At 44.5% G+C, this 26,563-nt stretch carries 26 protein-coding genes; all 26 read right to left on the bottom strand.

Translation table 11 applies throughout. The annotated features are described in order from the left end of the window. Window positions 1–20: 20 nt before the first annotated feature. Entirely contained in the window at window positions 21–1,358 is a 1,338-nt protein-coding gene (gene fliI, locus L5M37_RS17575) for a flagellar protein export ATPase FliI (RefSeq protein WP_028761187.1), read from the bottom strand. Then, window positions 1,327–2,322 carry a flagellar assembly protein FliH gene (fliH, locus tag L5M37_RS17570; protein WP_263201408.1) on the bottom strand — a complete coding sequence of 332 codons (996 nt, stop codon included), beginning with the start codon at window positions 2,320–2,322 and terminating at the stop codon, window positions 1,327–1,329. Before fliH ends, fliI begins: the two co-directional genes overlap by 32 nt. Beyond that, complete coding sequence (gene fliG / locus L5M37_RS17565; RefSeq protein WP_028761189.1) at window positions 2,309–3,361, bottom strand: flagellar motor switch protein FliG; 1,053 nt, start codon at window positions 3,359–3,361, stop codon at window positions 2,309–2,311. The genes fliH and fliG overlap by 14 nt, the downstream gene beginning before the upstream one ends. Then, window positions 3,354–5,042, bottom strand: coding sequence for a flagellar basal-body MS-ring/collar protein FliF (fliF, locus tag L5M37_RS17560; RefSeq protein ID WP_028761190.1), 1,689 nt, complete (start codon window positions 5,040–5,042; stop codon window positions 3,354–3,356). The genes fliG and fliF overlap by 8 nt, the downstream gene beginning before the upstream one ends. Window positions 5,043–5,087: 45 nt before the next feature. Further along, the gene (gene fliE, locus L5M37_RS17555) at window positions 5,088–5,423 is read right to left on the bottom strand and encodes a flagellar hook-basal body complex protein FliE (protein ID WP_028761191.1); all 336 of its coding nucleotides are present in this window, start codon (window positions 5,421–5,423) and stop codon (window positions 5,088–5,090) included. Window positions 5,424–5,654: 231 nt separating this feature from the next. After that, window positions 5,655–6,998, bottom strand: a complete 1,344-nt coding sequence (locus tag L5M37_RS17550; RefSeq protein ID WP_263197776.1) for a sigma-54-dependent transcriptional regulator — start codon at window positions 6,996–6,998, stop codon at window positions 5,655–5,657. Continuing rightward, window positions 6,991–8,073: a sensor histidine kinase gene (locus L5M37_RS17545; RefSeq protein ID WP_113939465.1), complete on the bottom strand. Its 1,083-nt coding sequence runs from the start codon at window positions 8,071–8,073 to the stop codon at window positions 6,991–6,993. The genes L5M37_RS17550 and L5M37_RS17545 overlap by 8 nt, the downstream gene beginning before the upstream one ends. 109 nt (window positions 8,074–8,182) lie before the next feature. Beyond that, the gene (locus L5M37_RS17540; RefSeq protein ID WP_011847309.1) at window positions 8,183–9,616 is read right to left on the bottom strand and encodes a sigma-54 dependent transcriptional regulator; all 1,434 of its coding nucleotides are present in this window, start codon (window positions 9,614–9,616) and stop codon (window positions 8,183–8,185) included. Between the two features lie 288 nt (window positions 9,617–9,904). Further along, window positions 9,905–10,315, bottom strand: coding sequence for a flagellar export chaperone FliS (gene fliS / locus L5M37_RS17535; RefSeq protein WP_212600932.1), 411 nt, complete (start codon window positions 10,313–10,315; stop codon window positions 9,905–9,907). Between the two features lie 6 nt (window positions 10,316–10,321). Further along, window positions 10,322–10,642 carry a flagella biosynthesis chaperone for FliD, FliT gene (locus L5M37_RS17530; protein WP_263168851.1) on the bottom strand — a complete coding sequence of 107 codons (321 nt, stop codon included), beginning with the start codon at window positions 10,640–10,642 and terminating at the stop codon, window positions 10,322–10,324. Between the two features lie 30 nt (window positions 10,643–10,672). Further along, window positions 10,673–12,043, bottom strand: coding sequence for a flagellar filament capping protein FliD (gene fliD, locus L5M37_RS17525; protein ID WP_263168853.1), 1,371 nt, complete (start codon window positions 12,041–12,043; stop codon window positions 10,673–10,675). 45 nt (window positions 12,044–12,088) lie between these two features. Next, the gene (locus L5M37_RS17520) at window positions 12,089–12,466 is read right to left on the bottom strand and encodes a flagellar protein FlaG (protein ID WP_263168854.1); all 378 of its coding nucleotides are present in this window, start codon (window positions 12,464–12,466) and stop codon (window positions 12,089–12,091) included. A gap of 140 nt (window positions 12,467–12,606) precedes the next feature. Further along, window positions 12,607–13,431 carry a flagellin gene (locus L5M37_RS17515; RefSeq protein ID WP_263201407.1) on the bottom strand — a complete coding sequence of 275 codons (825 nt, stop codon included), beginning with the start codon at window positions 13,429–13,431 and terminating at the stop codon, window positions 12,607–12,609. A gap of 264 nt (window positions 13,432–13,695) precedes the next feature. Continuing rightward, window positions 13,696–14,523 carry a flagellin gene (locus L5M37_RS17510; protein ID WP_263201405.1) on the bottom strand — a complete coding sequence of 276 codons (828 nt, stop codon included), beginning with the start codon at window positions 14,521–14,523 and terminating at the stop codon, window positions 13,696–13,698. 94 nt (window positions 14,524–14,617) lie between these two features. Beyond that, window positions 14,618–15,829: a flagellar hook-associated protein FlgL gene (gene flgL, locus L5M37_RS17505; RefSeq protein ID WP_263201404.1), complete on the bottom strand. Its 1,212-nt coding sequence runs from the start codon at window positions 15,827–15,829 to the stop codon at window positions 14,618–14,620. 11 nt (window positions 15,830–15,840) lie between these two features. Continuing rightward, window positions 15,841–17,760: a flagellar hook-associated protein FlgK gene (flgK, locus tag L5M37_RS17500; RefSeq protein WP_263201402.1), complete on the bottom strand. Its 1,920-nt coding sequence runs from the start codon at window positions 17,758–17,760 to the stop codon at window positions 15,841–15,843. 40 nt (window positions 17,761–17,800) lie between these two features. After that, the gene (gene flgJ / locus L5M37_RS17495; RefSeq protein ID WP_263201401.1) at window positions 17,801–18,943 is read right to left on the bottom strand and encodes a flagellar assembly peptidoglycan hydrolase FlgJ; all 1,143 of its coding nucleotides are present in this window, start codon (window positions 18,941–18,943) and stop codon (window positions 17,801–17,803) included. A gap of 17 nt (window positions 18,944–18,960) precedes the next feature. Next, window positions 18,961–20,052 (bottom strand): flagellar basal body P-ring protein FlgI, encoded by a 1,092-nt coding sequence (locus tag L5M37_RS17490; RefSeq protein WP_263201399.1) that lies wholly within the window; start codon window positions 20,050–20,052, stop codon window positions 18,961–18,963. Window positions 20,053–20,063: 11 nt separating this feature from the next. Next, the gene (flgH, locus tag L5M37_RS17485; RefSeq protein ID WP_028761204.1) at window positions 20,064–20,738 is read right to left on the bottom strand and encodes a flagellar basal body L-ring protein FlgH; all 675 of its coding nucleotides are present in this window, start codon (window positions 20,736–20,738) and stop codon (window positions 20,064–20,066) included. 11 nt (window positions 20,739–20,749) lie between these two features. Then, on the bottom strand, window positions 20,750–21,538 hold the full coding sequence (flgG, locus tag L5M37_RS17480; protein WP_028761205.1) for a flagellar basal-body rod protein FlgG: 789 nt from the start codon (window positions 21,536–21,538) through the stop codon (window positions 20,750–20,752). A gap of 10 nt (window positions 21,539–21,548) precedes the next feature. Further along, a complete protein-coding gene (gene flgF / locus L5M37_RS17475; RefSeq protein WP_105251930.1) occupies window positions 21,549–22,292 on the bottom strand; it encodes a flagellar basal-body rod protein FlgF in 744 nt (247 codons plus the stop codon). A 172-nt stretch (window positions 22,293–22,464) separates the two neighbouring features. After that, entirely contained in the window at window positions 22,465–23,826 is a 1,362-nt protein-coding gene (gene flgE, locus L5M37_RS17470; protein ID WP_263201397.1) for a flagellar hook protein FlgE, read from the bottom strand. Between the two features lie 82 nt (window positions 23,827–23,908). Continuing rightward, entirely contained in the window at window positions 23,909–24,679 is a 771-nt protein-coding gene (flgD, locus tag L5M37_RS17465) for a flagellar hook assembly protein FlgD (protein ID WP_263201395.1), read from the bottom strand. A gap of 24 nt (window positions 24,680–24,703) precedes the next feature. Beyond that, on the bottom strand, window positions 24,704–25,120 hold the full coding sequence (flgC, locus tag L5M37_RS17460; protein ID WP_006085646.1) for a flagellar basal body rod protein FlgC: 417 nt from the start codon (window positions 25,118–25,120) through the stop codon (window positions 24,704–24,706). Between the two features lie 2 nt (window positions 25,121–25,122). Then, on the bottom strand, window positions 25,123–25,524 hold the full coding sequence (gene flgB / locus L5M37_RS17455; RefSeq protein ID WP_028761209.1) for a flagellar basal body rod protein FlgB: 402 nt from the start codon (window positions 25,522–25,524) through the stop codon (window positions 25,123–25,125). Window positions 25,525–25,667: 143 nt separating this feature from the next. Beyond that, window positions 25,668–26,507, bottom strand: coding sequence for a CheR family methyltransferase (locus L5M37_RS17450; protein ID WP_168824478.1), 840 nt, complete (start codon window positions 26,505–26,507; stop codon window positions 25,668–25,670). Between the last annotated feature and the right edge of the window lie 56 nt (window positions 26,508–26,563).

Raw genomic sequence — 26,563 nt, 5'->3', positions numbered from 1 at the left:
CAATTAATTCGATGACGCCATTATTTGCACTGTGCAGCAAGTTGCCCAAGCATGACTTGGCTATCGGCAAAGCTAAATGCATCACGCATGGTTTGTCGCAAAAAAGCATTCATTGCTGGCTGCAGTCGTATCGCATTATCAATGCGCGGATCGCTTCCTTGGGCATAGGCCCCAATAGAAATCAAATCTCTATTTTGCTGATACAAAGAATAGGTTTGTTTCACGCGGCGCATCGCTTCCAAATGTTCATTGGAGATCACCATAGGCGCGACTCGGCTAATAGAAGCTTCAATATCAATTGCAGGATAGTGCCCCGAATCCGCAAGCGAACGTGACAAGACAATGTGACCATCGAGGATCGCCCGCGAAGCATCGGCAATGGGATCCTGTTGATCGTCCCCTTCCGTCAACACAGTATAAAATGCCGTAATTGAACCTTGTCCAGGGCCACCGTTTCCGGCGCGCTCAACTAAACGTGGCAATTTTGCAAACACAGAAGGCGGATAACCTTTAGTCGCAGGCGGTTCACCCACAGCCAAAGCAATTTCCCGCTGCGCTTGGGCGTAGCGCGTTAAACTGTCCATAAGCAATAAAACGTTATAGCCTAAATCGCGGAAGTATTCGGCAATACGAGTCGAGGTTTCACAGGCGCGAAGACGCATCAGAGGCGATGTATCCGCAGGCGCAGCAACAACGACTGAACGCGCTCGACCTTTCTCACCAAGAATTTCCTCAATAAACTCTTTCACTTCCCGGCCACGCTCACCCACTAGCCCAACCACAATAATGTCGGCGGTAGTACCGCGAGTCATCATACCTAAGAGCACACTCTTACCTACACCTGAGCCCGCAAACAAGCCCATACGTTGGCCTTTGCCCACAGTCAGCATAGCGTTGATAGCGCGAACACCAACGTCCAGCGGTTCAGTAATGGCACGGCGAGATAGAGGATTAATGGCAGCGCTATGTCTTGGCGCTTGTTGGTCGGTTTGCAACGCGCCTAAACCATCTAAAGGCACGCCGTTACCATCGAGTACGCGTCCTAGCAGGGATAAACCAACATTGAGTCCAGTTTGTTCCCCCAAAGGCACAACCCGCGCACCGGGCAATACACCACGTAATTCTTCAATGGGCATTAAATATAATAGTTCGCCATCAAACCCGACCACCTCGGCGATTAACTCGCCCGCCATGGTTTCGATCGAACATAAACTGCCCACAGGCGCACGGCAACCGCTTGCTTCTAAGGTTAAGCCGACAACACGCACCAGTTGACCACTGGCCACTGCGCGAAATGGCGGCACCTTACCCTGATGATGATTAAGCCTATTCAGCAGTTGATGTTGGCGATTTTGCATCTGATTTTGCCTCTAATTGCTCACCTGTGTTTGAGGCAGATTGTATATCCTCAGCATGTTGAGAAACCGTATCGACAACCTGATCATCAAGCTCTGATCCCACAGCCTCAGAAGCCGCAACGTATTTTGCGGTATCTTCAACCTCTATCGCCTCTTGCAGTTGACGCTGCTTATCACTTAAGTGAGCATGTTGGTTCCGTAAGGACTCAAACACAGCATCGATACGCGATGCGAGGGTCAAATCGACTAAAGAACGATGACTACTGAGAATACAGTCACCAGGGCTTAAGGAAGGGTCAACTTCAAGTTCCCACTTACTGCGGGTCAATTGAGCGCTGGAATAAAGTTGTTCGACTAAAATAACATCGTCAGGATGCAAGCGGATTGTGACCGTTTGTTCTTTTATCGGCAGCGATTCTATACCTAAGCGCAATGCCGAAAGCACTTGTTCAGGATGAGTTTTTAATTCGTGGCCAATGACAGATTTCGCTAATGTCATACTCAGGTTTAGTAGCGAAAGTTCAATATCGCCATCGAGCAATTGCAATGGTTTTTCAAATTGGGCTAATAAGGTTTCAAAACGCGAGAGCAATATTTTTGCTTGGGCTAAACCGGTTTCTAATCCTTGCTCATGCCCTTGGGCGAGCCCTTCAGTATGGCCCTGCTCTAACCCTTCTAAACGCCCTTTTTCTAGCCCTTGCTCATACCCTTGCTGCTTACCCTCGCTAAAGCCTTCTTCTTCGGCTTGGGCGCGAATGTCTTCAATCTCAGCCATAGTCGGTGGAGAAACACTTTCCACTGTAGTCGACTTAGCGGCTTGATGATTCGAATGGCCGAACAGATTTGAGATAGAATCATCATCGGCTTCAGTCACATCTGGCAGTGCCCAGTGACTAAATTCGACATCTCCTTCGCTCAAGACCTTATTCAACAATTTATTGTCGCTCGGATTAGAGGAACTCATCGCCACCACCGCCGCCTAACATGATTTCGCCGCTGTCACTTAAGCGACGAGCAATAGACAGGATTTCTTTTTGGGCGACTTCCACTTCACTGATACGGATTGGGCCCATAGCTTCAAGATCATCACGCAATAATTCAGCGGCACGTTTTGACATGTTACCCAATATTTTTTCTTTCAGCTGATCATCTGTGCCTTTAAGCGCCTTCATCAGTACATCTTGCTGCACTTCACGCAACAGGGCTTGGATACCGCGGTCATCGACATCGATTAAGTTTTCAAATACAAACATCAAATCTTGGATTTGCTGCGCCATTTCTTCATCAGACTCGCGCATGGTTTCCATCAACTGGCTTTCGATACCCGTGTCTAAGTAGTTCATTATGTTGGCGGCCGCTTTTAAGCCCCCCATTTTCGCAGCTTGGGCGCCACCTTGACCGGCAAACTGTTTCTCCATGATGTCATTCAACTCTTGCAGTGCGGCAGGCTGCACTTCTTCAAGATTGGCAATACGCATCATCAAGTCTAAGCGGGTATTCTCAGGGAATTGACCAAAAATTTCCGCCGCTTGATCGGGTTCTAGATAAGACAGCACAATGGTTTGGATCTGCGGATGTTCGTTTTGAATAATGGTCGCCACTTGGCGCGCATCCATCCACTTCAACGAGTCCAAACCTTTAGCGCCACTGCCCATGATAATCTGTTCAATCAGATTACCCGCTTTATCTTCACCCAGCGCAGCGGTTAAGGCTTTACGGACGAACTCTTCGCTGTTGAAACCAATTGAAGAATACTTTTGAATGTCATCAAGAAACAGCTTATGTACCCCGATAACTTTTTCCTGACCAAACTCATCCATTGCCGCCATGGCCATACCCACTTTTTGCACTTGCTTCGGCTCTAAGTGTTTTAAAATGGATGCAGCATCAGCCTCACTCAAACTGAGGAGTAAAATAGCGGTCTTTTCAACGCCACTAATATCTTTGATATTAAAGGCAGGTGCGGCCGCAGGAGCCACTTCTTTCGTTTTATTCTCAGCCATTGTCTTGTAACCAGTTTTTCACGACTTGAGTAGAGAGCTCAGGCTCATTCGCCACGAGCGCACGGATAGCTTTAATCATATCATCATCTTTGTGAAGATTAGGGATATGAATTGAGCCATCGTCAGCATAACTGTATTCCGCCTCTTGAGTATTGAGCATCCCTAGCGTATCAGCCGCATATTGGTCCTCAATTTCTGCTAATTCATTACCTAATCTGCCATCCTCAGGCATATTCACACTGTCAGGATAGATCAAGCGTTTCAGCATAGGACGTACCACAGCTAGAATCAGCACCAAAATCACTAGCGCACCAATCCCAAGCTTAATCGCACGCCAAAACCAAGGTTGCTCCCAAAGTTCAGGTGCGGGTAAATCTTCAACCAATTGATCCATAAAGGGAACGGTTACCACTTCCAGCACATCACCCCGTTGTGAACTAAAACCAACCGCGCCTTCAAGCAAACGACGAATATTGGTCAGTTCTTGTTCGGTACGGGCAACACGGGCTACTTGACCATTTTCTCCAGCGGCACCAGGTTTAAAGTCCACCGCGACTGACACACTAATGCGGCGCACTGCGCCAACTTGCTGGCGAGTATGGCTAATGGTGGTATCTAATTCAAAGTTACGGGTCGCTTCGCGGTGCGAATTACCTGCTGCAGCCGTTGCTGACTCTGCCGCTTTTGTTGCATCTTCTGGAATATTAGACTCCATTGGCGGTTGATTGGATAACGCGCCTGGGATCCCACCAGAAGAGCCGCCAGTGGTGTTATTTTCAACTGTCATTTCACTGCGCAGTGCTGGTAAATCAGGGTTAAAACGCTTTGATGTTTGCTCAACCGCAGTAAAATCCATACTGACGTCGACTTGAGAGGTAAAATTATCAGGACCTAAAATTGGCACCAGAATCGATTCAATCTTAGTGCGATATTCAGCTTCTTTTTGCTGTACTAATTCAAGTTCACGGCGAGCCGTCGCAGACGCGCCATCTTGGCTGCCAGAATTCAATAAACGGCCGTTAGAGTCAGTTACCGTCACCCTTGATGGTTCTAAACCTTGTACTGCAGAAGCAACAATATCGACGATAGCATCGACTTCACCTTGGCCTAAGCCACCGCGACGGGTATTGATCACCACAGTTGCACTCGGTTTAGAGGCATTGCGGGCGAAGACGTTTTCTTTAGGTAACGCAAGAATGACTTTGGCACGGCTGACACTTTGTAGTTGCTCAATCGCACGGGCGAGGTTTTCTTCTTGGCTATGCTTAAGACGAGCCTGTTCCATGCGTTGGCTGACACCAAAACCACTGTCTTTATTCAAAAAATCTTGGTTGGCTGCAGGACTGTCGATACCTGCACGACTCAACATCATTTTGACTTCTTGATATTTATCTTCAGGAACTTTAATAACGTCCACGTCAATTTGATACTTAACTTTATTTTTATCAAGTACATCTAGCACTTGAACCATTTCCTGAGTTTCCATTTTACCCAATGGACGATACTCTGGCTCCTGCGCCCACAGCATGACAAATACCGCCAAGGCTAAACAAATCGCTAAGGCTAAAATCATAGTTACTTGGCGCATCATATCGACACCGCCAAGATTTCCCATCATTCCTGACTTATGTTCTTGCTGGACACCTTGGTCAGCTAAACCGGAATTGGATCCGACAATCATTTCTGTACTCACGATTCGTACCTGCTAATTGGGTTATTCACTGGCCTAGACAGGCATGCTCATTATTTCTTTGTAGGCTTCGACAAGCTTATTACGCACTTGCACTGTCGCCTCGAAAGCGACACTTGCTTTCTCACGGGCAATCACAGTGTCCGATAAAGAAACGGTAGTATCACCCATCTCTAAACGTGTCGCGAGGTTTGACGATGCAGACTGTAAGCCGCTGACATTGCCGACGGCTTGCGATAGCAACTGACCGAAGTCTGCACCACTGGTGTTATTCACTTGCTGCATGATATTTGGCTGAACGCCAAACGACGGCGTTATTTCGCCTTGGAGTTTCTGCATTTCCTGCAGGAATGAATTTGCGCCTATTTGCATGCTGAGCTCCCAGTCGTCGAATTCTTGACGATCAAAATACCGATAACGGGACAATGCAAAATAACGGCCAAGTTTTCAGATGGTCGTGATTGATAATAAATTGACGGGATAAGAAGATGTCAATATCTAAGGATTTTGGATGAAATGAGCCACTTTTACGGTTGTGTATTTTAATCAATACAGCCTCACACTCAATGTGGAGGCTGCGTGATGATAACTTGAATTTATAGGCTAATTTGGCAGTTGGATCCCCATATCACGCATCCTTGCCATCTTGTATCTTAGGGTTCGTGCGCTAATTCCTAGCTTTTCGGCGACTAACTTACGACTTCCTTGGCATTGATTAAGGGTCTCTAAAATAATCACATGTTCTTGAGCTTTGAGCTCTTCACCTAAACCGTCTGGCTCAGAAGAAAATGGGTCTAGATCTTCACCGCTTAAAATCACATCCTGCGCATCGATAATAATGTCATTGGCAGTGATCAATTGACCAGCTCTTAATATCAAAGCACGCTGGATCACATTGTCGAGTTCACGTACGTTCCCAGGCCAGCGATGACTCAATAAACGTCGACGCGCATTCTCATCCAACTCAGGCACATCGGCAACATTCAATGCCTTAGCATGTTTAGCCAGTAAATGACGCGCAAGAGGTAAAATATCTGCAGGACGTTGACTTAACGCAGGCCAAGCTAAAGGAAATACGTTAATTCGATAGTAGAGATCTTCCCTAAATCCCCCTGCGGCGACCACTGCCTTTAAATCACGATTGGATGTAGCAAGCACGCGCACATCCAATTTAATAGTTTTACGGCCACCTAAACGCTCAACTTCACGCTCTTGCAAAACCCGCAACAACTTAGCTTGTAAGCCTAAATCCATCTCAGAGATTTCATCGAGCAGCAAAGTGCCACCTTGAGCCAGCTCAAATTTCCCCGGACACGCTTGATAAGCCCCCGTAAATGCACCCTTTTCATAACCAAAAAGGGTAGCTTCGAGCATGTTCTCGGGAATCGCGGCACAGTTAATGGCCACAAAGGCTTGATTAGCACGGCTACTGTGTTGATGAATATAACGGGCCAAAACCTCTTTACCCGAACCGCTAGGACCTAAGATCATGACAGAGGCATCGGAGGCGGCAACCCGTTGAGCAAGTGCTAATAATGCTAAACTTTTCTCATCAGCGACGACGGGCTGATCCACATTTTGTTTTAATGGCAAATAGCGTGAGACTTGATTGAGTAACACTTCTGGTGCAAAAGGTTTGGCTAAATAATCAACAGCGCCTAATTTTATAGCGTTCACCGCGCTACCAATAGTCGCGTAGGCCGTCATCAACAGCACTGGCAACTTAGGATGATGCTGCTGCAGATAGTTCAATAAACCTAAACCACCAATACCTTGCATCTGCACATCGCTAATAACTAAATCAAACTGATGTTGTTTCAAGGCTAAAATAGCGTCTTCACCGGAGGCAACATCAACACACTCATACTGAGCCAGCATTAAGGTATCAAACAAGGCTTCACGTAATGAAGCATCATCCTCAACGAGCAATAACTTTGCTTCAGACATGGGTAATCTCCAAAGGTAATATCACCGCGGATTTAGCCCTTGGGAATACTAAAGACACAGTACAGCCTTTATTCGGTACACAACTGAGTTGCAGTTGCCCCCCATGATTGCGCACCACAGATTGCACAACGGCTAACCCAAGCCCAGTTCCCTGCGACTTAGTCGTAAAGAAAGGTTCAAATACCTTCTGCTGCATAGTGGCGTCTAAGCCTTTACCATTATCGATGACGTCCAATAATAACCGTTCGCCCTCTTCCTTCGCTTGGATACGAATTTCAGTTGCTCCGGCTTCTATGCTGTTCATGACTAAATTATTAATCGCCGAGCTTAATGCATTGGAATTAGCTAACATCGAGCTGCTTGACGCATCATCAAATAACAAGTCACAGCCTTGCTTTGCCGCTATTGGCTCACAATTTGCCAAAACATTGTCGATAACCTCAGCCAACGAGATTAGATCTCCAAGTTCATCCTGACGGCCTTTCGCCATCAATAGCATGTCGTTAACCTGCCGCTCGAGTTCATTGAGTCTATCAACAAGTTTTTGTTGGAATTTAGCTTTAGCGGCATCGGATAACTTCGGACTCGCAAGGTTTGAAGCGTATAACAAAGCGGCTGATAAAGGCGTGCGCACCTGATGAGCCAAAGTTGCTACCATCTTGCCCAGTGCAGATAAACGTTGTAAATGGGAGATATTTTTCTGTAATAACCGAGTTTCAGTCAGATCAGTTAGCACAATTAATTGACCAGGCTCTGGCGTCAATGGCGTAATCGCTAATTTAACGCGGCGGCCATTACGCAGCGACACTTCGTGGCCATCATCGTCCTGCGGCGCAAAGGCACTGTGGATCACATCAATCCAGCGAACACCACACAAGGAGCGCTCAAGTAATTCAACTGCAACCGGATTTGCATCCGTGACTATACCGTCGCCATTGATAATCACCACGCCGGATGGCATAGCCTGTAAAATATGCTCCATTCGATTGGACATATTCGCGGCCTCACGCAGTTGGTTCCATTGTTTGCTAGTGTGCTTGAATGACTCAATTTGCGCTAGTGGGTTGGCTGACATAGTCACTCCGTCAAAAAATTGCTTATGACGGGGTGACTGCAGTATCTATGCCAAATTGGAAATTGAACTTTAGAGGTTAAAACAACTTATATAACAATAAAATAGAAAACTAATCTTTTGTCATTCCGTACTTACGCATTTTTTCTACAAGCGTTGTACGGCGTATTCCAAGCATTTCAGCAGCGCGAGCTACGACATTATCTTGTAGCTCTAGCGCCTGACGTATCATGTCTATTTCTAGTTCTGCTAACAAATCCTTAAGGTTCACACCTTCAGGCGGCAGCTCACTAGGGAAACGCGTTTCAGGGATTTCAACTGGCTCTTCATCGCTAAAGATAGAAGCTAAAGCATCACGTTCCTGTTGCTCTTCGCTCATCTCTACACAATATTCGGGCACATCGATATGGCGATACTTAACGGGTAAGTCGTTAACATCAACCAGTCCACCCGGATATAAAATGGTGAGGCGTTCGACTAAGTTAGACAGCTCACGCACGTTGCCCGACCAAGCATGTTCTTTCAACGACTCTATCGCACGCTGCGTAAAACGCACCTTACCACGTCCTTCGTTGTAGACTCGGCTCACCAACTCTTGTAATAGCAAAGGCACATCGTCCTTGCGATCACATAGCGCAGGCATTTCAATCGGGAATACGTTTAGGCGGTAATAGAGATCCTCGCGGAACTCATTCACGCTGATCATGGTTTCTAAATCTCTGTGTGTCGCTGCGACAACGCGCACATCGGCATTGATGGTCTTAGTACCGCCAACACGCTCAAATACTCGTTCTTGCAGTACACGAAGCAATTTAACTTGCATCTGCAATGGCATGTCACCAATTTCATCGAGAAATAGTGTGCCACCTTCTGCCAATTCAAAACGGCCCTTACGAGAACAAATTGCCCCAGTAAATGATCCCTTCTCATGACCAAAAAGTTCACTCTCTAACAACTCTGGCGGTATAGCACCACAGTTAACAGGAATAAAAGGGCCATCACGGCGCTCAGACAAATAATGGATATTACGGGCGACCACTTCTTTACCGGTACCGGATTGGCCCAGTACTAGTACAGTCGCCTCAGATGTCGCCACTTGATTAATCAAGTGTCTTACATTGGCAATACCATCACTGCGCCCAACCAAGCTTCGAAACAACTTAGTTTGATTCGCACTTGTGGGGACTTGAGGGCGTTTAACTTGACCAAAGACTTGGCAGAAGTGTAATAATTCGGTGAGTTGAGGATAGGTTAAAGGTTCCTCAATATTTCCAAGAATGTTAGACACTTGCAGATCGTCAACGTTGCCAAGCAACAGCATAGGTTGCCATGGATGTTGACCCGCGATGTTTTTAAGTGCATCAGCATCCATAACATCAGTTAGGATAACTAAAGCTCGAAAACGAGTATCTTGGAGGCTAGCACTTAATTTTTCGGCGTCAATTTGTGCAATTTGCTCACCTAAAAAATCAAAAATGCAACACAGGCGATTTAATCGCTCTGATGGGGGGCCGATAAGTAAAATTCGTTGATCTGTTTGCATCATTCAGTAGGCCGTAAAGCTCTAATATGTATTAATTCGCATTAATTATTTATGATTAGTTGCTGTAAAAGCTTAACAAATTCAATGTAACAATCTGTGCCACCATCACTACTTGTGATGAATATTGTATTATCAGCAGACGAGAAGCAAGCCTCAGATGAGGTTTATGCCAAACTGAATTGATTTTAGTTCATTTACGTCATGATTCTAGTCTAAAACGTCAATACTTTGACTTTTAGCCAAAAAAAAAGACGCAACCAGTGCGTCTATTTTTAATCACGAAATAAGATATTAACCCGCTTCAGAATGTGCAGAAATATTATGTTTATCTGCAGGAATTGCATCCCAACCCTCTTTGATAGTACGTAAAATGTCACATACATCATCGATTGCTTTCACATCATTATTTAGGTTAGCTTCAGAAATTCTACGCAACATAAAGTCATATAAATCACTCAAATTTCTAGCTATCTGGCCACCAGCATCCATATCTAAGCTATTGTTTAAACCAGTAATAATCCCAATAGCTTTGCCAATGTACATGCCTTTATTAGACAAGTCATTTTGTTCAATCGCAAGGCGACTTTGTGCTAAACGTTGTAGTGCCCCCGCAAACATAAGCTGAATAATACGATGTGGTGACGCAACAGTAATTTCACTCTCTAAAGACACCTTACGATACGATTGCAGTGATCCTCTCATAAACACCTACCTGTTTAAATCTATAGTCTCATAAACACTAATCTGGCGCTTATTCTTATTACCTGCATGTAATAATGCTTGTCTATCTGCCATAACAACACTTGCTTTACCTGTGTACTCTTGAGTAAGTTCAAGCTGATGTTGAAGATAATCAACATCTGTCATATTAGCATCAGCCACTAATACATTGAGTAAAATTTGACGCTCTCCAACCAGTACCTGCAAGTTCGACACCAACTCGTCAGATTGAGACTCTTCAGCAGGAAGCTGAGTCAGCTTATTTAAAATTTCACTCAAAAGGACATTAAGCTCATCGAGTTGTTTCACTTATACTTCCCTTACTCATTTATAAATTCACTATCGTTTTTTAACAGCTCCAGGAAGCGAATTCAAACGATCAACAAGACCACTGCTCTGTTGATTGAGTTGACCAACGACAAGATCCATCGCATTAAATTGCTTCGTTAAACGCGCGGTTAACTGATCCATTTTAAGCGTAAAGGCTTCTCTTTGATCTGCGATTTGGCTTTGCTGATTGGTATATCCGGTTTGACGAGAAGCAATCAATCCTCGAGACTTGACATAGCTATCTGCAAGATCATTAAAGCGATTAGCAAGCCCTTTATCTGGTGTCGAGAATAATGCCTCAACACTGGCCATATCTTCAGAGATGACTTTATTAAGTTTAGTGTCATCGACAGATAACTTACCATATCTATCTGTTTTTATACCTATATCATATAATGCTATCGAACTGCCGCTATCAGTTGGCACTCGTTCACTCGATATACTTCGGAGTTGCGATTCTATAGAACGGATCATAGAGTCGCCCTGTAATGCAGCTGCTGTTTTTTTCTCTTTATCATAGGACGACATTTTATCAACTGCTGTCGCTAAACTATTGTAGGCATCGACAAAAGCTTTCACATTTGTCTTTACTGCATCATCATCTTGTTCAATTTTTAACGTAGTCGTCTTAGAAACATCAGCATCAGTTAAGTTTAACGTCACACCTGCAATAGCATTTTTAACTTCATTAGTTTGTGAGGTAACTTTCTGATTATCGATATAAACAACCGCATTTTTAGCATCTTGAAGCGTGGAGATATTTCCAGCACCGAACATATCATTTAGTCCAGTTCCAGTCGTGTCATTAGCTATAATACTAATTTGATTGTCTTCACCTGACTTATCTGAACTAAAAACCAAACGACTGCCTGCATCACTGGTAATAACAGTTGCAGTTACGCCCGCATTATCTGGTGATTCATTAACTTTTTTAGCAATCGCAGCAAGCGAATCGGTAGCCGAAACATCAATGGAAAAATTCTTACCATTGATACCAAAATCAAGGCTCCCTTCACCTACAGGTAATGCAGGATCAGCAACGTTTTTTCCAGCAATTTTATGATTTACGGCAAGTTGCTCAACTTTGATACCATAGCTACCGGCTTGTGCAGTTTTGTCTGTTGTTGCTGACAAATAAGTTTGATTACTAACAGATACCTTACGCAGATTGAGGGCATCGCCAGTTTGAAGTTTTTTTAAGGCATCTTGAAACGTAGACAACGCACTTTTTAAGGTTCCCATTGCAGAAACTTTTGCTTTGATGCTGTCTTCCGTTTTATTAAACATCGCTTCTTTCGGTGTTTTTTCGGCATCGACTAACACTTTAACAATGTTGCCAATATCCAAACCAGAACCGATACCCATCGCTGTTAATGCCATATAAACCTCTTACTCTTCAACTATCACTACTAGTAATGTGGATATCTACGCCTCTGTTTTCATCAAAAGCCCAGTGACTTCAGATAATTTCTCAGCTAAGGCTAATGCTTCTTCACTCGGCATTTGCCTAATGACATCGCCAGTATCTCGGTCAAGTACAGTCACAACAGCTTGTCCAGAGTTCTCATCAACCTTAAATGCTAAACCTTTACGCATCATAGACATCATATCAGACAACTCTGTGGCAACTTGAGCCAGCTTACTCGGATTCTGTTCATTTTTCGTTACATCTTGTTCCGCAGCTTGTTCACTAGCCGTATTTCGCTTTAACTCAGTATCTGGAGCAGATACTTTTAGCGGCGTTTGAGCTAAATCAACCTTACTGTGAAGCATAGAAGGTGAACTTGCTATATTGATATCCATAGCCATACCTCAGCAAATTTAGTAATAACTTTAAATAGTTACATTAAAATTACCCTATAAAACTACATTAACCTTTAAAGTGGCAAAGGGAGATCCGTCACCGAACCTCCCTTATCACTTTCTCACTATTCTGCGTTAAACTACAGCAGTGACAAGGCCACTTGAGGTAACTGGTTGGCTTGGGCCAACATTGCAGAACCCGTTTGTTGTAACACTTGATTCTTGGTCATTTGTGATGTTTCTTTCGCGAAATCCACATCAACAATTCGGCTCTTCGCATCGGCAACGTTAGCCTGAGTGTTAGCACTGTTACTGATGTTGTAGGCTAAACGGTTTTGTATCGAACCCAATTTTGCTCTTTGGTTATCGATTGTTTTTATTGCCGCATCAATATTTGTTAGTGATGTACTTCTCTGATCCGCTGTAGATACTTTAATATCTGATGCTTGTACTTTTATCGCACTAGCCGTTACTTTACTCACCGAAATTGTAATATCCTCAGTATTTTGGTGACCAACTTGGAAAGTTTTACCATTTGCAAAATCACCATTTAACAGTTTAGTGTTACCGAACGCTGTTGTGTTAGCAATTGCAGTGATTTCAGTTGCGAGCGCATCAAGCTCTGATTTAATAGCACCGATATCAGAGGTAGAGTTTGAACCATTTTCTGCCTGAATGGTTAAATCACGCATACGTTGCAACATGTTAGTCTGTTCTTGCATCGCTCCTTCAGAAATCTGGGCGATTGAAATTGCATCGTTAGCGTTACGCATACCCACGTCTAAACCACGCACTTGGCTGTTTAGACGGTTAGAAATTGCTAGACCTGCTGCATCATCTTTGGCACTGTTGATACGTAAACCACTTGATAAACGTTCCATTGAGGATGCTAATCCAGTGGCAGATGAGTTTAAATTTTTCTGTGCTTTTAAAGATGTGACGTTAGTGTTTACTGTAATGGCCATGATTCGTTTCCTCTTTATACCTGGCTTGTTAACTTGCCTGTCTACTTAAGCCAGGCGGGTCTTAGTGGTTACAGTATATTTAACGGCAGCATCTTTTTTAACTTTAGAGTTATTTTTTAAAATATATTGATTTTATAAAATAACTCTAATTATCATAAGCATAAATATCAAACCCTATAAAACTTTGCCTACTTTTCTAGATAATTCTAGAACAAGTAGGCAAACACACTTCAAGATAACGCCAATAACTTCACATCAGTAACATTAACCAAGAAGAGATAATGCCACTTGAGGCAACTGATTAGCCTGCGCAAGCATAGCTGAGCCTGTTTGCTGCAGCACTTGGTTCTTCGTCATATTGGCAGTTTCTTTTGCAAAATCAACATCAACAATACGGCTCTTTGCATCAGCAACGTTTGCTTGAGTATTCGCACTGTTACTAATGTTGTACGCAAGTCTATTTTGAATAGCACCTAAGTTTGATCGTTGCGTATCAATAAGTTTGATTGCTGCATCAATATTTGTTAGTGATGTACTTCTCTGATCCGCTGTAGATACTTTAATATCTGATGCCTGAACGTTCAAAGCACTTGCAGTGACTTTCGATACTGAAACAGTGATATCTTCTGTATTTTGATGCCCTACTTGGAAAGTTTTTCCATTTGCAAAATCACCATTTAACAGTTTAGTGTTACCAAATGCAGTGGAGTTTGCAATCGCAGATATTTCAGATGCTAACGCATCAATTTCTGATTTAATAGCACCTATATCAGAGGTTGAGTTCGCGCCATTCTCAGCTTGAATAGTCAAGTCACGCATACGTTGTAGCATATTGGTTTGCTCTTGCATCGCACCTTCTGAGATTTGAGCAATTGAAATCGCATCATTTGCGTTACGCATACCCACATCTAAACCGCGCACTTGGCTGTTCAAGCGGTTAGAAATGGCTAGACCAGCAGCGTCGTCTTTGGCGCTGTTAATGCGCAGACCACTTGATAGACGTTCCATAGAGGTCGCTAAACCGCTACTAGAAGTATTTAAATTCTTTTGTGCCTTCATTGAAGTCACGTTGGTATTAACTGTAATAGCCATGTTGAGTTCCTCTTCCTAGTTATACCGCCAAGGCTTGGAGCTTGGCTAAATTTTTAACAATTTATCTTACAGATGGATAGGTACTTGCTTTCTGTTAAATAAAGTCGAACAGGGAAACAGAACCCACCTTACTAAACACGTTAGAGACTGCGTTCAATGCAAGCTGTTGCTTTTCAAATTCCGTAATCGCTGATGCATAATCGAGATCTTCCAAGAGCGATAGCGCTGATGTGTTCACCACTTTCTCCTCGGTATGTGTCTCTGTGTAACTTTCGACAACTTTCAGATTATTCCCCGCCACACTTCTGGCAGAACTAATTTGATTGACGCCACTATCAATGTTATTCAATATCTGTGCCAACTGAGCTCGCCCTTGAGGCGTGTTGGCAGAATTAGGGGCTTCGATTAATGCAATCGCACTGCTGATCGTATCGAAAATACTGACCTCGGCCTGGGGTTCCATGGTGAAACTATCGCCGGCGCTGGGTTTTCCATCAATTTTAACGTCTATACCATTAAAACTAACGGGATTGGTGGCATCAAAATTAGCGACGTTTGCGACAGGATTATTGGCAGAATCGAGCACTTGTAAATTCGTGCCACCAGCGCCATTATCAGTAAAGTTAAACGTATATGTATCAGCCACATAAGTTGCAGTGTCAGCAATTTTTGCCGTTTTAACGCTAAACTCACCCTGCTGGCTGGCCAAATAATTGACGCTATAATCACCAAGTCCATTGGGTGCTTTCATAAACGCGCTATCGCCAGGGATGTTTGTCCCCATGGCAACCCCCGTTTGCACTAAACTATTTCTGACGCCAGAATCACCGCTATACACAATTTTAGGCGGCGTCGAGTTATCAAAAGCAAAAGGTTCTTTATCGGTACTGAAACCGGAGAACATATAATTGCCAGATTCATCCTTACTATTCGCAATAGAAAGCAACTCTTCCATGCTGCCTTTCATCTCATCGGCAATCATTTGCCGCTCAGTTCCAGATAGTGTGCCGTTTATCGCTCGCATAACTTGCTCACGCATCGAGCCGGTTAAATCTTCAGCACTACCGAGTTTACTTTCAGTCACGGCAAGACGATTCGTTGCATAATCAATGTTCTTAATGAACTGATCGACGAGTGCATTTTTCTGATTCAGATTATCGATACCCTGTGACGCCACAGGATCATCACCGGCAGTATTGACTTTCTTACCACTACTCAATTGGTCAAGAATTTTGCTGGTCGCCGTTTGCTTTTGCAGCACACTGGTAATGCTTTGATTAAAGATCTGCGCGGATGATAATCGCATAGTTAAATCTCCTAACGCACTGAGGATAATAAGGTGTCAAAAATCTGCTGTGCGGTCGTCATGATCCGCGCAGAGGCTTGATAGGCTTGCTGAAAACGCATTAAATTTGCGGCTTCTTCATCTAAGTTCACGCCCGACTCACTCTCTACTCGCGCATAAGCTTGTTGATACACGGCCTCAGCCGAACCTGTACGCACTTCGGCCGCTTTCGTTTTACTGCCAATGTCGAGCTTAGTATTCTCGAATACGTCCGCTAAGGTCGACTTACCAGTATTCATCACCTTACTTTCGCTCAATTTAGCCATAGCAACAGCATTGGAGTTATCACCCTCAGCGAAGGATAAATCGAAGGTAAATCTGTCATTGCCTGCAGCCGCTTTGCTGTCCACTTCAAAGGTAAAACCAAAGGCGCTGATACTCGGTGGGGTATAAGTTGTAGCAGCCCCAAGTGATGTTCCTGCGGCATCGAATGCTTCATAGGTGGGTGGCAACACTGTGGTATCGAGCTTTATTGTCAATTCACTGCCCGTCACAGGGAAATTTGCGGCATTGCGATTGCCAATTTGAGTCAACTTAACTTGAGTATTACCCGAGTTAGCGGCATCTGCGGTAATCTTTGGGGATGCGGCGGCAATGCCTTTAGGGTCTTTCATGACCACTTCAATGCCATTTGAGGCACCTGCTGTCGGGCGAATGGCAAAGCGATCCCCCGACGCCATAGCGCCTGCTTTTATGTCAATTGAAAATCCAAAAGTCGGGCCTGATAAAGTCAGCGGTGTTATCACCCCCGTTTCCGTATCTCTCAACTCATAAGAAGCTGGCGCAGTACTGACACATGACAGCTCGTAGGCACCACCAGTTAATAGACTGGTGTCATCGATGGTGACGCCTAATGTTGCATTGCCAGTGTTACCAGAAAAACCGGCTGCACGGCCTAAGGACATCATAGGATCATTGATATCTTTGAAGATATTGGCGCCGACTTGCCCATTGAGGTCAATGCCTTGCGCTTGCATTTTGTTGAAGTTATCAGCCAGGCCCAAAGCTAATTGGTCAAGCTCATGACCTGCGGGAATTAACGTTTGATCACGATAATCAAAAATGGCCCCTAACTGACCGCCAAGTTTACTCGGATCAACAGTGACACTTTGCGAACCAATACTTGAAGTCAATTGAAGCTCATTCGGAAATGGATCACCCGCTTGGACTCCCATCGTCATAGCAATTTCGCCAGAGACCAACATCACTGAACCACCGAGCATTACGCTCTTAGCACCATTTTCTAATGGAATAACGTTCACTTGAGCATACTGGCTTAACTCTTGAACCAGTGCATCTTGCTTATCAAGCAACTGCGCATCCTGATTCGGCGACTTCATTAACTCTAGGTTTAAATTTGCCAGTTCTGTACTGATCTCATTGATACGCTTAGTCATACCTGTGATCTGGTCATTGGTCTGATTAAGCTGGCCATTCAAATACGACTGCATCTGATTAAGACTGCTGGCAACTTGCTGTGCGTTTGTTAGGGTCGAACTCCGAATACCCAAATCTGCAGGCAAATCAGCCACACTATTCAGCCCCGAAAACAGGTCATTCAAGCTTTGTGGCACAACTTTACCTACCTGTGAAAATAGCTGATCTAGCTCACTCAATTTACCGTAGCTGGCTTCGGCGGCGCTTAACGTTGTTTGACCAATGCGTAACTCTCTTGCAGCATAGTCATTGTAGATACGCTTAACGTCATTAACGTAAGTTCCAGTGCCATAAAAGCTACTACCAAAACGCTGCGATTCAAGAGTCGACTGCGTTGCTACTTGTCTGTGGTAACCAGCGGTATTGGCGTTAGCTATATTATTACTGGTAACACCCAGTTGCGACTGGGAGGCAAGCACCCCAGTTCGCGCTATATTCAGTAGATCAACGGCCATTAGTTGACACTCCTATGAACAAACAGGGTTGTAAGATTCATCATTTGTCTTCTCCTGGCAGAATTGATTTCAGTTCTTCACTGATCGACTGCATCACTTTAATCACTTTTTCAGCGTATCGAGGATCAGTGGCATAACCCGCATCCTGCAAAGCTCGGATGAATTGAGTAGGGGAAGCGGCCACTTTTTTCGCATCTTGATAACGTTCACCTTCGGCAATGAAGGACACAAAATCGTTAAAGCTATGCTCGAAATCACTATAAACTCGGAAGTCAGCTTTTTGCTGAACAGCAACACCGTGCTCAAATTCTAAGGTACTGACGTTAGCCTTATCACCTAACCAACGACGATCAGCTTTAATGTTGAATAGGTTATGACTCGGCGCACCGTTATTGCCGCGGACGATTTTTTGTCCCCAGCCAGTTTCCAGTGCCGATTGCGCCAACAATACTTCTGGTTGAGTACCTAATGTTTTTGCGGCTTTTTCAGCATGTGGATATAAGGTCGCTAAAAATTCTTCTCGACTACCAAACCTGACAATCTTTTGGGTTTCCCTAAATGCTGCCGTCGGCAAAACTTGGCCGCTAATCACAGGTTCTACCACTGAAAGTGATTGTTCACTCCAGCTCGGCTTAGGCGTATCGATAGCCAGTGAACGATTAGGCGCATCAATGTCCATTGATGAATTTGCATCTTCAGCTCTATCCGGTTCAAATACAGGCCGAGCGATAGCAGCCGGCACACCATGATTTACAACTGTGGGTTCAACCACAGGAGCGGCTGAACTCTGCATAGGCACATTAAGCGCTTTATCGTCGTGGAGCATTTTCATGCCACCATCGTCACGCAATACCGATGCAGGCGTGAAATGACTTGTTTCGGGAGAGAGTTGATGCACCATCATATCGGCAAGGCCCAATACACCTTTGTCAGATAAATCGACCGATAACTGCTGATCGCGCATCTGCTCGTAAAACTGAGTGTATTGGCTATTGAGTGGACTATCAGACTGAAAAACCGCATTGGCATCGCGCATACTTTTCATCAGCATTTGCACGAAAATACCTTCAAATTGTTGGGCGACCTTTTTCAAGGCGCCCTTCTCATCTTTCTGAGCCTGGGCGCGGAGTGAATCTAGCCCGCCCAGGTCAAGAAAATGTGATGAACTTGAAAGCTTTTCCATGATTTTCCCGACAGAAATTAGATGATGATAAGTTCACCATGCAAAGCTCCTGCCACTTTTAATGCTTCAAGTATTGCTAACACATCTGAAGGGGCTGCACCGACTAAGTTAACCGCTCTAACCAGCTCATCCAGCGTAGTGCCTGGATTAAACATAAACATACGACGGTCACTTTCTGTCGCTGTGATCGTACTATTACTCGTGACGGTTGTTTGACCATTAGCCAAGGCATTTGGCTGCGAAACCTGTGTCGCCTCCGCAATCGTGACAGTCATGCCGCCATGGGTAATCGCCGCAGGGAGTAAGCGTACGTTTTGCCCAACCACTATGGTTCCAGTACGTGAATTAACGATCACTTTGGCAGATTCCTCTGCGGGAACAACATCGAGGTTTTCAAGTGTTGCTAAAAAGGAGACCCGTTGTGATACATCACGTGGAGCCGTTACCTGAACAGACGTCGCATCTAAAGGACGCGCCATATCTGGACCTAATAGATCATTGATCGCATCAGCCATGCGCTGCGCAGTAGAGAAATCAGAACGACGTAGGTTAAACGTCAAATAATCGCCAGTTGAAAATGGGGTTGCTACACTACGCTCAATAATCGCGCCATTCGGTATACGACCTACAGTTGGCGTATTTTGAATCACCTTTGAACCATCTAAACCATCGGCACTAAAACCACTCACCACTAGACTACCTTGGGCTATGGCATACACATTACCGTCTACCCCTTTCAAAAAGGTCTGTAATAAGGTGCCACCGCGTAAGCTTTTGGCTTCGCCTAAGCTAGATACCGTTACGTCAAGATCTTGACCAGGTTTGATAAAGGCGGGCATATCCGCGTGTACGGCTACCACTGCAACGTTTTTAATTTTCGGTTTGACGTTGTCAGGAAGATTAATCCCAAAGTTTTTGAGCATAGTCATAAAGGTCTGCTCGGTATAACTGGTTTTTTCCCCCGTTCCCGGCAAACCGACCACTAAGCCATAACCAATCAACTGGTTACTACGCACACCTTGCACATTGGCAATATCTTTAATTCGTTCAGCCTGACTAGGTAGAGAAAACACTAGCATGGCAACGGCTAACACCAGTTTATATTTCATGATACGACTCCTTAGAAGGGCCACCAGTCGCTCATAAAGAACTGGCTTAACCAGCCCACTTTTTGAGCATCTGCGAAAGTGCCTGTGCCACTGTATTGGATACGGGCATTAGCCATTCGCGTTGAATCGACAGTGTTATCGGGTTTTATGTCCTGCGAGCGAACGAGACCAGTGACACGAATAAACTCATCACCATTATTAATTGAAATCCATTTTTCGCCACGGATCACTAAGCTACCGTTGTTCAGCACTTGCATCACGTTTGCCGAGATGCTGCCATCTAGACTATTGCTCTGATCCGCATCCGATTCACGCTTAGTGTTCATACTATCTTTGTAACGCAAATCAATTGGCACTCCGCCAATGGACACATTACTACCACCTGCAAAGATGGGATCTAAGCTCATGTCTGAACCTTTTTTGATCTGATTGCCTGCACTCTTCTTCGCCTGAGTCGATTCCTTCAATACGATAGTGATAATGTCACCGACTTTGTGGGCGCGTATATCCGAATACAAGCTAGATGCTTGGCTGTCTTGATAAATAGAGCCTGTTGCGGCAATTTTTGTCGGCGGCGCCTCTGGATATACCGGTGCGTAAAAGGGATCATCCGCAAGGGGTTTCTTTTGCGTCGAGCTACAAGCTGCAAGCAATAACGCGACGGCCAACACAAGATATCTAGCCATGATGTTTGCCTCTATAAATTCTGAGTCACATAAGACAGCATCTGATCTACCGCTGAAATCACTTTAGAGTTCATCTCGTAAATGCGCTGACTTTCGATAAGGTTCACCAGTTCCTCGGTCACGTTAACGTTAGAGGTTTCTAAGGCGCCTTGACGAATCGCTCCCATGCCATCTAACGAAGCGGTACCTTGAATTGGCGTGCCGCTCGCACCGGTTTCCGTATATAAGTTTTGTCCCATAGGATCTAGACCCGATGGATTAATAAAATCCGTCATAGTCAACTGACCCACGACTTGGTTCTCAGCGGTACCCGGCGTTTTTACTGAAACTTCACCCTCTGCTGAAACGGTAATACTGGTCGCATTATCAGGAATAGTTATCGCGGGTTGTAGCAAATAGCCAGAACCTGGCGTCACAATCTGACCCGTATCGTCTAAGGTAAACTGGCCATTTCGAGTATAAGCAGTGGTTCCATCAGGGAGCTGGATTTCAAAAAATCCAGGACCTTCAATCATAAGATCCAGCGAGTTATCCGTCGTCAGCATGTTACCCTGAGTAAACATTTTTTGAGTGGCGACGACTTTCGTACCCGCACCTATGTTTAATCCGTTGGGTAGCTTAGTGTTAGATGCACTAACACCACCCGCTTGGTTAACTGTTTGATAGAGTAAATCTTCAAATACTGCGCGGCTTTTTTTGTAGCCCACAGTGCTAGCGTTCGCTACGTTGTTTGAAATCACTGAAATATCAGTTTGCTGTGCGTCTAAGCCAGTTTTACTAATCCATAACGCCGGATGCATAATCTATCTCCTAACTAATACGCATTAATGAAGATGAAGCGCGATCATTCTCTTCCGCGGTTTTCATCATCTTGACTTGCAATTCAAACTGGCGCTGAAGATCAATCAAAGACACCATTTCATCAACAGGGTTAACGTTACTGCCCTCTACGGCACCACTTTCAACTGCGACGAAAGGGTCAGCTGGTGCTGGTTCACCTGACATTTGTCGAAATAATCCATCTTCACCACGCATCATCTGCGCATTGCCGGGATTGACTAACTTCAATCTCGCCACTTCTTCTATCACTTCAGCAGTCGCCCCTTGAGGGCGAACAGACACTATGCCATCCTGTGAAATTGACACTTTATCAATAGGTAATGGCAGCACTATCGGGCCAGCGTCCCCCATCACGGGATTGCCTCTGTCGTTATACAACATGCCCGTCGCATCGAAACTGAGACTACCTGAGCGGGTATAAGCTTCGCTGCCATCTTTGGCCTGAACGGCAAACCAGCCATCGCCTTTAATGGCCACATCGAGATCCCGTCCAGTGGTTTTTATCGGACCAGAGCGAAAATTAGCTGACGGAGATTCTGTCATCGCAAACACCCTGGAAGGCAACCCTTCACCGAAGGCTTGCATCGATCTGGCCTGCGCCATATCTGATTTAAAACCATCGGTATTAGCATTGGCTAAGTTGTTTGCACGGAGTGCCAGCTCATTCATATTTTGCTTAGCGCCACTCATGGCGACATAAAGGAATTTGTCCACAGACTGCTCCGTCAAATTTTCTACATGACGATATCAAAGCAAGCATCGTGCCAATAAAAATTGATTTTAATTTGCTGATAGAATTGAAAAATATGAAACTGAAGTGATTTAACGGCAGGATAAAGGCTAAGTGTTGCCACTGGCGGCAACACTTAGTCAAACAATGTAATGATTAGCGGATTTGTAATACAGTTTGTTGCAGCGTGTTGTTCACTTCAAGGGTACGAGAGTTCGCTTGGAAGTTACGCTGCGCCGAAATTAAATCAACCAGTTCAGTCGTCAAATCAATATTCGATTGCTCTAACGCCGATGAACTGAGACTACCAAAAGTTCCACTATTGGGCTCACCCGCTAACGCAGGACCTGAAGCTAAACTGGCTTTCCACGACGTATTCCCCACTTGCGTTAAACCTTGTTCGTTAGCAAAACGAACTAAAGCAACCCGTGCTAAAGCAACGGTCGAACCATTAGAATAGCTTGCTGTAATTAAGCCATCAGCGCCAATTTCAACGTTAGTTAAACGACCAACCGTCGTACCATCTTGTTTCAATTCAGTCGCCGCAAAAGGATCTGCATATTGCGTTGGCGCATTAAACTTCACTGTTAATGCTTGAGTGCCATCCGCTCCAGCGCCTAATATACCAACTGGCTTATTACCAAGTGGCGCCGTGGTAATAACTGCAGGATTACTGTCAATATATGCCCCAACTTCGTTAATCTTCAGCACCGCTCCCGTCCAGCCACCAGCATTTTGAGCCGTCCCCGTTGAATCCGGGTTGCCATCGCCCGTGGTATCAGTTGGATAAGTGACGGCTGGACCATTTAAATTTATAGGTTTATTATCAATAGCATAATAAGCCACCCAATTGCTCTCACCATTATATGCACCATCTTTAGGCTTCACAAAGTACGTCGTCATGATGTGCCCCTCACCAAGTGAGTCATAAATTGTCATTGAAGTGACATTGTTATAAGTTTTTGGATCGGCGGGATCAAATAAAGCAGGATCCAGAGCTTCTGCTTTAGCATTCAAGTTCATTTGTAAAGTAACATTCTCAGTCTTTACTGGACTACCGGCAGTGTCCGGAATTTTTACAGGCTGAGCCGTGGTTAAACTCACAGATGTTGAGTTGCCGTCTTTATCCACAGGGAAAGTCTGTAAATAATTACCAGCCGAATCCACCATGTAATTATTAGAATCTACTTTAAAAGCGCCTGCACGGGTGAATGCGTGATCTAATGTTCCTAATTCAGAGGACGTTACAAAGAAACCACCACCTTTGATTGCCAAGTCGAGGGAGTTATTCGTCAGTTGTAAGCTGCCTTGATGGAATTGCTGTGCCACTTGACTCGTTGCAACACCACCACCGACAGCAGTTTTAGCATTTGAAAAAATAGAATTAGCGTACACATCCGCAAATTCAGCACGGGACTCTTTAAAGCCAATGGTGTTCGCATTAGCAATGTTATTCGCCGTTGTGTTTAAATCTTTCTGCGCAGCAGAAATGCCACTCAATGCAATGTTAAACGACATAATTCACCTCTACACTTGACTCAATTCATTTATGAGCGACTTACGCCCAATTCGGATGCTGCAAAAATTCTTTTATACAAGCTTAGGTTTCAGACACAGCTAACACATCGGTTAACTTGATGCCCATACCGCCTCTCAAGTTAAGAATGGCGCCAGTACTGGCCGTACCGAGAGAAACGCTGCTCACATGGGCATAGGTTGAAACGGGCAATTCTTGGGATTTCCCATCCACTAAACCACTCGCCTTGATCGTATAGTTACCTGCGGTTACAGGGTTTCCATCTTTATCGAGGCCATCCCAGTTAACATCGACATTGCCCCCCTTACTGCCATCAACTTTAAAGGTGGTCACAACTTGGCCTTTCTCATCCTCAACACGTACAGTAACTTCAGGAATTTTAGCTGGCGTGCTAATCACACCTTTTATTGTTGGGCTTTCAGCTGAAATGTTACCTGTATCAGTTGGGATCAATACCTTGCGACCAACAAGTCCTGATGCCTGTAATGCTTGGCTTGATGTCATAACACCGTTTAAATTAACGATTTCCTTATTCAACTTAGTAATACCATCAACCGTCGAGAATGATGCCATCTGCGCAATCATTTGGTCGTTGTCGACGGGCTTAAAGGGATCTTGCATCGATAACTGTTGGCTTAATAACGAGAAAAAGTCATCTTGAGTTAACTGCTGGCTTTTTGCTTCCGGTACTATTGAATCTTTTGGCAAACGTATGCCATCAAGAAACGGATTACCCGTTGAGCTGGTTGATGAATTCGTCGTAACGGCATTTGGCTGACTCTTATTTTGAGCCGTCTGCGCCGACGCTTGGTTAATTTGATTAATGAGGCTCACAGCTTACCTCCTAAGTAACACATGTTATTTACCCATCCCAAGTGTTTGTTGCAGCATAGACTTAGCTGCTTCAGCGACTTGAACATTCATTTGATATGAGCGCGAAGCAGAAATCATATCTGCCATTTCTTCCATGACATTAACATTCGGTTTATAAATAAAGCCGTCCGCATCCGCCATAGGATGATCGGGCGAGTATTCTTTCAGTAGTGGTTTATCACTTTCTACAATGCCTTTTACTGCAACGCCTTGAGAAGCTTGTTGCTGACTTTGGGCTTTAGCCATTTCGGCTTCAAAAATGGGATGACGGGAACGATAGGTCTTATCTACACTACTCGAGACGGAATCCGCGTTGGCTATGTTGCTCGCGGTGGTGTTTAGCCTGACCGATTGAGCAGACATTCCCGAGCCAGCAACATCAAATATGCTAAATAAACTCATGATTAATCCCCTCTCAACGCTTTCTTCATGCCACTAAACTTACTGTCTAAAAAACCTAGTGACATTTGATATTCAAGTGCATTTTGCATGAATGCCGATTGTTCCTGTTGGATATCAACAGTATTACCATCACCGGTATCGGGTTGATTTGGCACACGGAACTTAACAAATTGCCCAGTCAACTCCGCAAGCCCAAAATGCTTATCTGGCTCTTGCATTTCAAGACTATTTCGCTGCTGTTGGCCTCGAGCGGCCTGCATTGCCGCAGAAAAATCAACATCGCGGGCTTTGTAATGTGGCGTATCTGCGTTAGCGATATTGCTTGAAATAACTTCAGCCCGCTGCGCTCTAATACCGAGAGTGTATTGATGCACACCCAGTGCATTATCAAAATTGATCGCCATAAAATTGCCTCCTCGTGTTCTCACGAAAATAAAGCAATTCATGTGCCAACATCAGGAAAATTTTGAGAATAACAACAAGGATGAGCAAGTGATGGGTAAAAAATTACCGACAATTGTCGGTAATTTTCTTTAGAGCGGCTGAGTTAAGTCTTTTTCTGGTAATAAATGCCAGGGTTACAACGAACCATATCAAACTCGTCCGTTAAACCAGCGATAGATTCTGATGCACCGAGAAATAAAATCCCTTTGGGATTGAGAGCGGCAGCGAATTGCCGCAAAATTTTTGCCTTTGCCTCTGGTGCAAAATAAATCAGCACATTGCGGCAAAAGATAATGTCGAACTTGCCAAGCAGACTATAACTCTCAAGCAAATTATGCGCTCTAAAGTTCACCAACCGCTTCACATTATCCTTTAACTTCATATTACCTGAAGGTAATGCATCAAAAAACTGACGCTTACGTTCTTCAGATAAACCACGCGCTAATGCCAAACTATCGTACTCGGCATTTTTGCAGCGTTCCAACATGGAAGGAGATAAATCCGTTGCTTGAATCGAAGCACTACCAGCCAAGGCACCAGGCTTCTTCTGTTGATACTCAAGAATAGTCATAGCCAATGAGTATGGCTCTTGGCCTGACGAGCAAGCCGCAGACCAAATTTTAAGCGGACGCCCCAGACGACTGTATTCTGGTAGTAGGACATTATTCAACAACTCAAATGGATAACGATCACGGAACCAAAGGGTTTCATTGGTCGTCATAGCATCGATCACTTCAGCTCTGAGCGCACGCTCAGTAGGCTTCATCGAATGCTTAACCACATCAGATAAGGATGGCAGGTTATATTTGCCCATCAAAGGAGCAAGACGACTGCGCACAAGATATTGCTTATTTTCACCCAGTACGATGCCGCTGTGTTGCTCTAAGAACAACCTAAATTGATTATATTCAGCCTCAGCGAGTGATTTATTTGGCACATTCACATCCTAAATCCTATAGCAAGCACCAAAATCAGTGCGAAACCATCATGTTATAAAGT

The sequence above is a fragment of the Shewanella sp. SM69 genome (assembly GCF_025653985.1).
Taxonomy (GTDB): domain Bacteria; phylum Pseudomonadota; class Gammaproteobacteria; order Enterobacterales; family Shewanellaceae; genus Shewanella; species Shewanella oncorhynchi.
Note: the sequence above shows the minus strand (reverse complement) of the source record. Positions and strands in the feature narration are given on the sequence as shown.

Bases quoted from the DNA above. Each gene is read 5' to 3' on its own strand.
- flgB (WP_028761209.1), bottom strand. From the start codon at position 25,524: ATGGCGATCAATTTTGATAATGCACTGGGTGTGCATCAATACACTCTC.
- flgL (WP_263201404.1), bottom strand. From the start codon at position 15,829: ATGCGATTATCATCCGCGCAGATCTTTAATCAAAGCATTACCAGTGTG.
- L5M37_RS17550 (WP_263197776.1), bottom strand. From the start codon at position 6,998: ATGTCTGAAGCAAAGTTATTGCTCGTTGAGGATGATGCTTCATTACGT.
- L5M37_RS17545 (WP_113939465.1), bottom strand. From the start codon at position 8,073: ATGTCAGCCAACCCACTAGCGCAAATTGAGTCATTCAAGCACACTAGC.
- fliH (WP_263201408.1), bottom strand. From the start codon at position 2,322: ATGAGTTCCTCTAATCCGAGCGACAATAAATTGTTGAATAAGGTCTTG.
- L5M37_RS17515 (WP_263201407.1), bottom strand. From the start codon at position 13,431: ATGGCCATTACAGTAAACACTAACGTCACATCTTTAAAAGCACAGAAA.
- L5M37_RS17540 (WP_011847309.1), bottom strand. From the start codon at position 9,616: ATGATGCAAACAGATCAACGAATTTTACTTATCGGCCCCCCATCAGAG.
- L5M37_RS17490 (WP_263201399.1), bottom strand. From the start codon at position 20,052: ATGAAATATAAACTGGTGTTAGCCGTTGCCATGCTAGTGTTTTCTCTA.
- L5M37_RS17510 (WP_263201405.1), bottom strand. From the start codon at position 14,523: ATGGCTATTACAGTTAATACCAACGTGACTTCAATGAAGGCACAAAAG.
- flgH (WP_028761204.1), bottom strand. From the start codon at position 20,738: ATGGCTAGATATCTTGTGTTGGCCGTCGCGTTATTGCTTGCAGCTTGT.
- L5M37_RS17520 (WP_263168854.1), bottom strand. From the start codon at position 12,466: ATGGATATCAATATAGCAAGTTCACCTTCTATGCTTCACAGTAAGGTT.
- fliF (WP_028761190.1), bottom strand. From the start codon at position 5,042: ATGATTGTCGGATCCAATTCCGGTTTAGCTGACCAAGGTGTCCAGCAA.
- flgC (WP_006085646.1), bottom strand. From the start codon at position 25,120: ATGAGTTTATTTAGCATATTTGATGTTGCTGGCTCGGGAATGTCTGCT.
- fliS (WP_212600932.1), bottom strand. From the start codon at position 10,315: ATGAGAGGATCACTGCAATCGTATCGTAAGGTGTCTTTAGAGAGTGAA.
- flgG (WP_028761205.1), bottom strand. From the start codon at position 21,538: ATGCATCCGGCGTTATGGATTAGTAAAACTGGCTTAGACGCACAGCAA.
- flgJ (WP_263201401.1), bottom strand. From the start codon at position 18,943: ATGGAAAAGCTTTCAAGTTCATCACATTTTCTTGACCTGGGCGGGCTA.
- fliE (WP_028761191.1), bottom strand. From the start codon at position 5,423: ATGCAAATAGGCGCAAATTCATTCCTGCAGGAAATGCAGAAACTCCAA.
- flgE (WP_263201397.1), bottom strand. From the start codon at position 23,826: ATGTCGTTTAACATTGCATTGAGTGGCATTTCTGCTGCGCAGAAAGAT.
- fliD (WP_263168853.1), bottom strand. From the start codon at position 12,043: ATGGCATTAACAGCGATGGGTATCGGTTCTGGTTTGGATATTGGCAAC.
- fliI (WP_028761187.1), bottom strand. From the start codon at position 1,358: ATGCAAAATCGCCAACATCAACTGCTGAATAGGCTTAATCATCATCAG.
- fliG (WP_028761189.1), bottom strand. From the start codon at position 3,361: ATGGCTGAGAATAAAACGAAAGAAGTGGCTCCTGCGGCCGCACCTGCC.
- flgK (WP_263201402.1), bottom strand. From the start codon at position 17,760: ATGGCCGTTGATCTACTGAATATAGCGCGAACTGGGGTGCTTGCCTCC.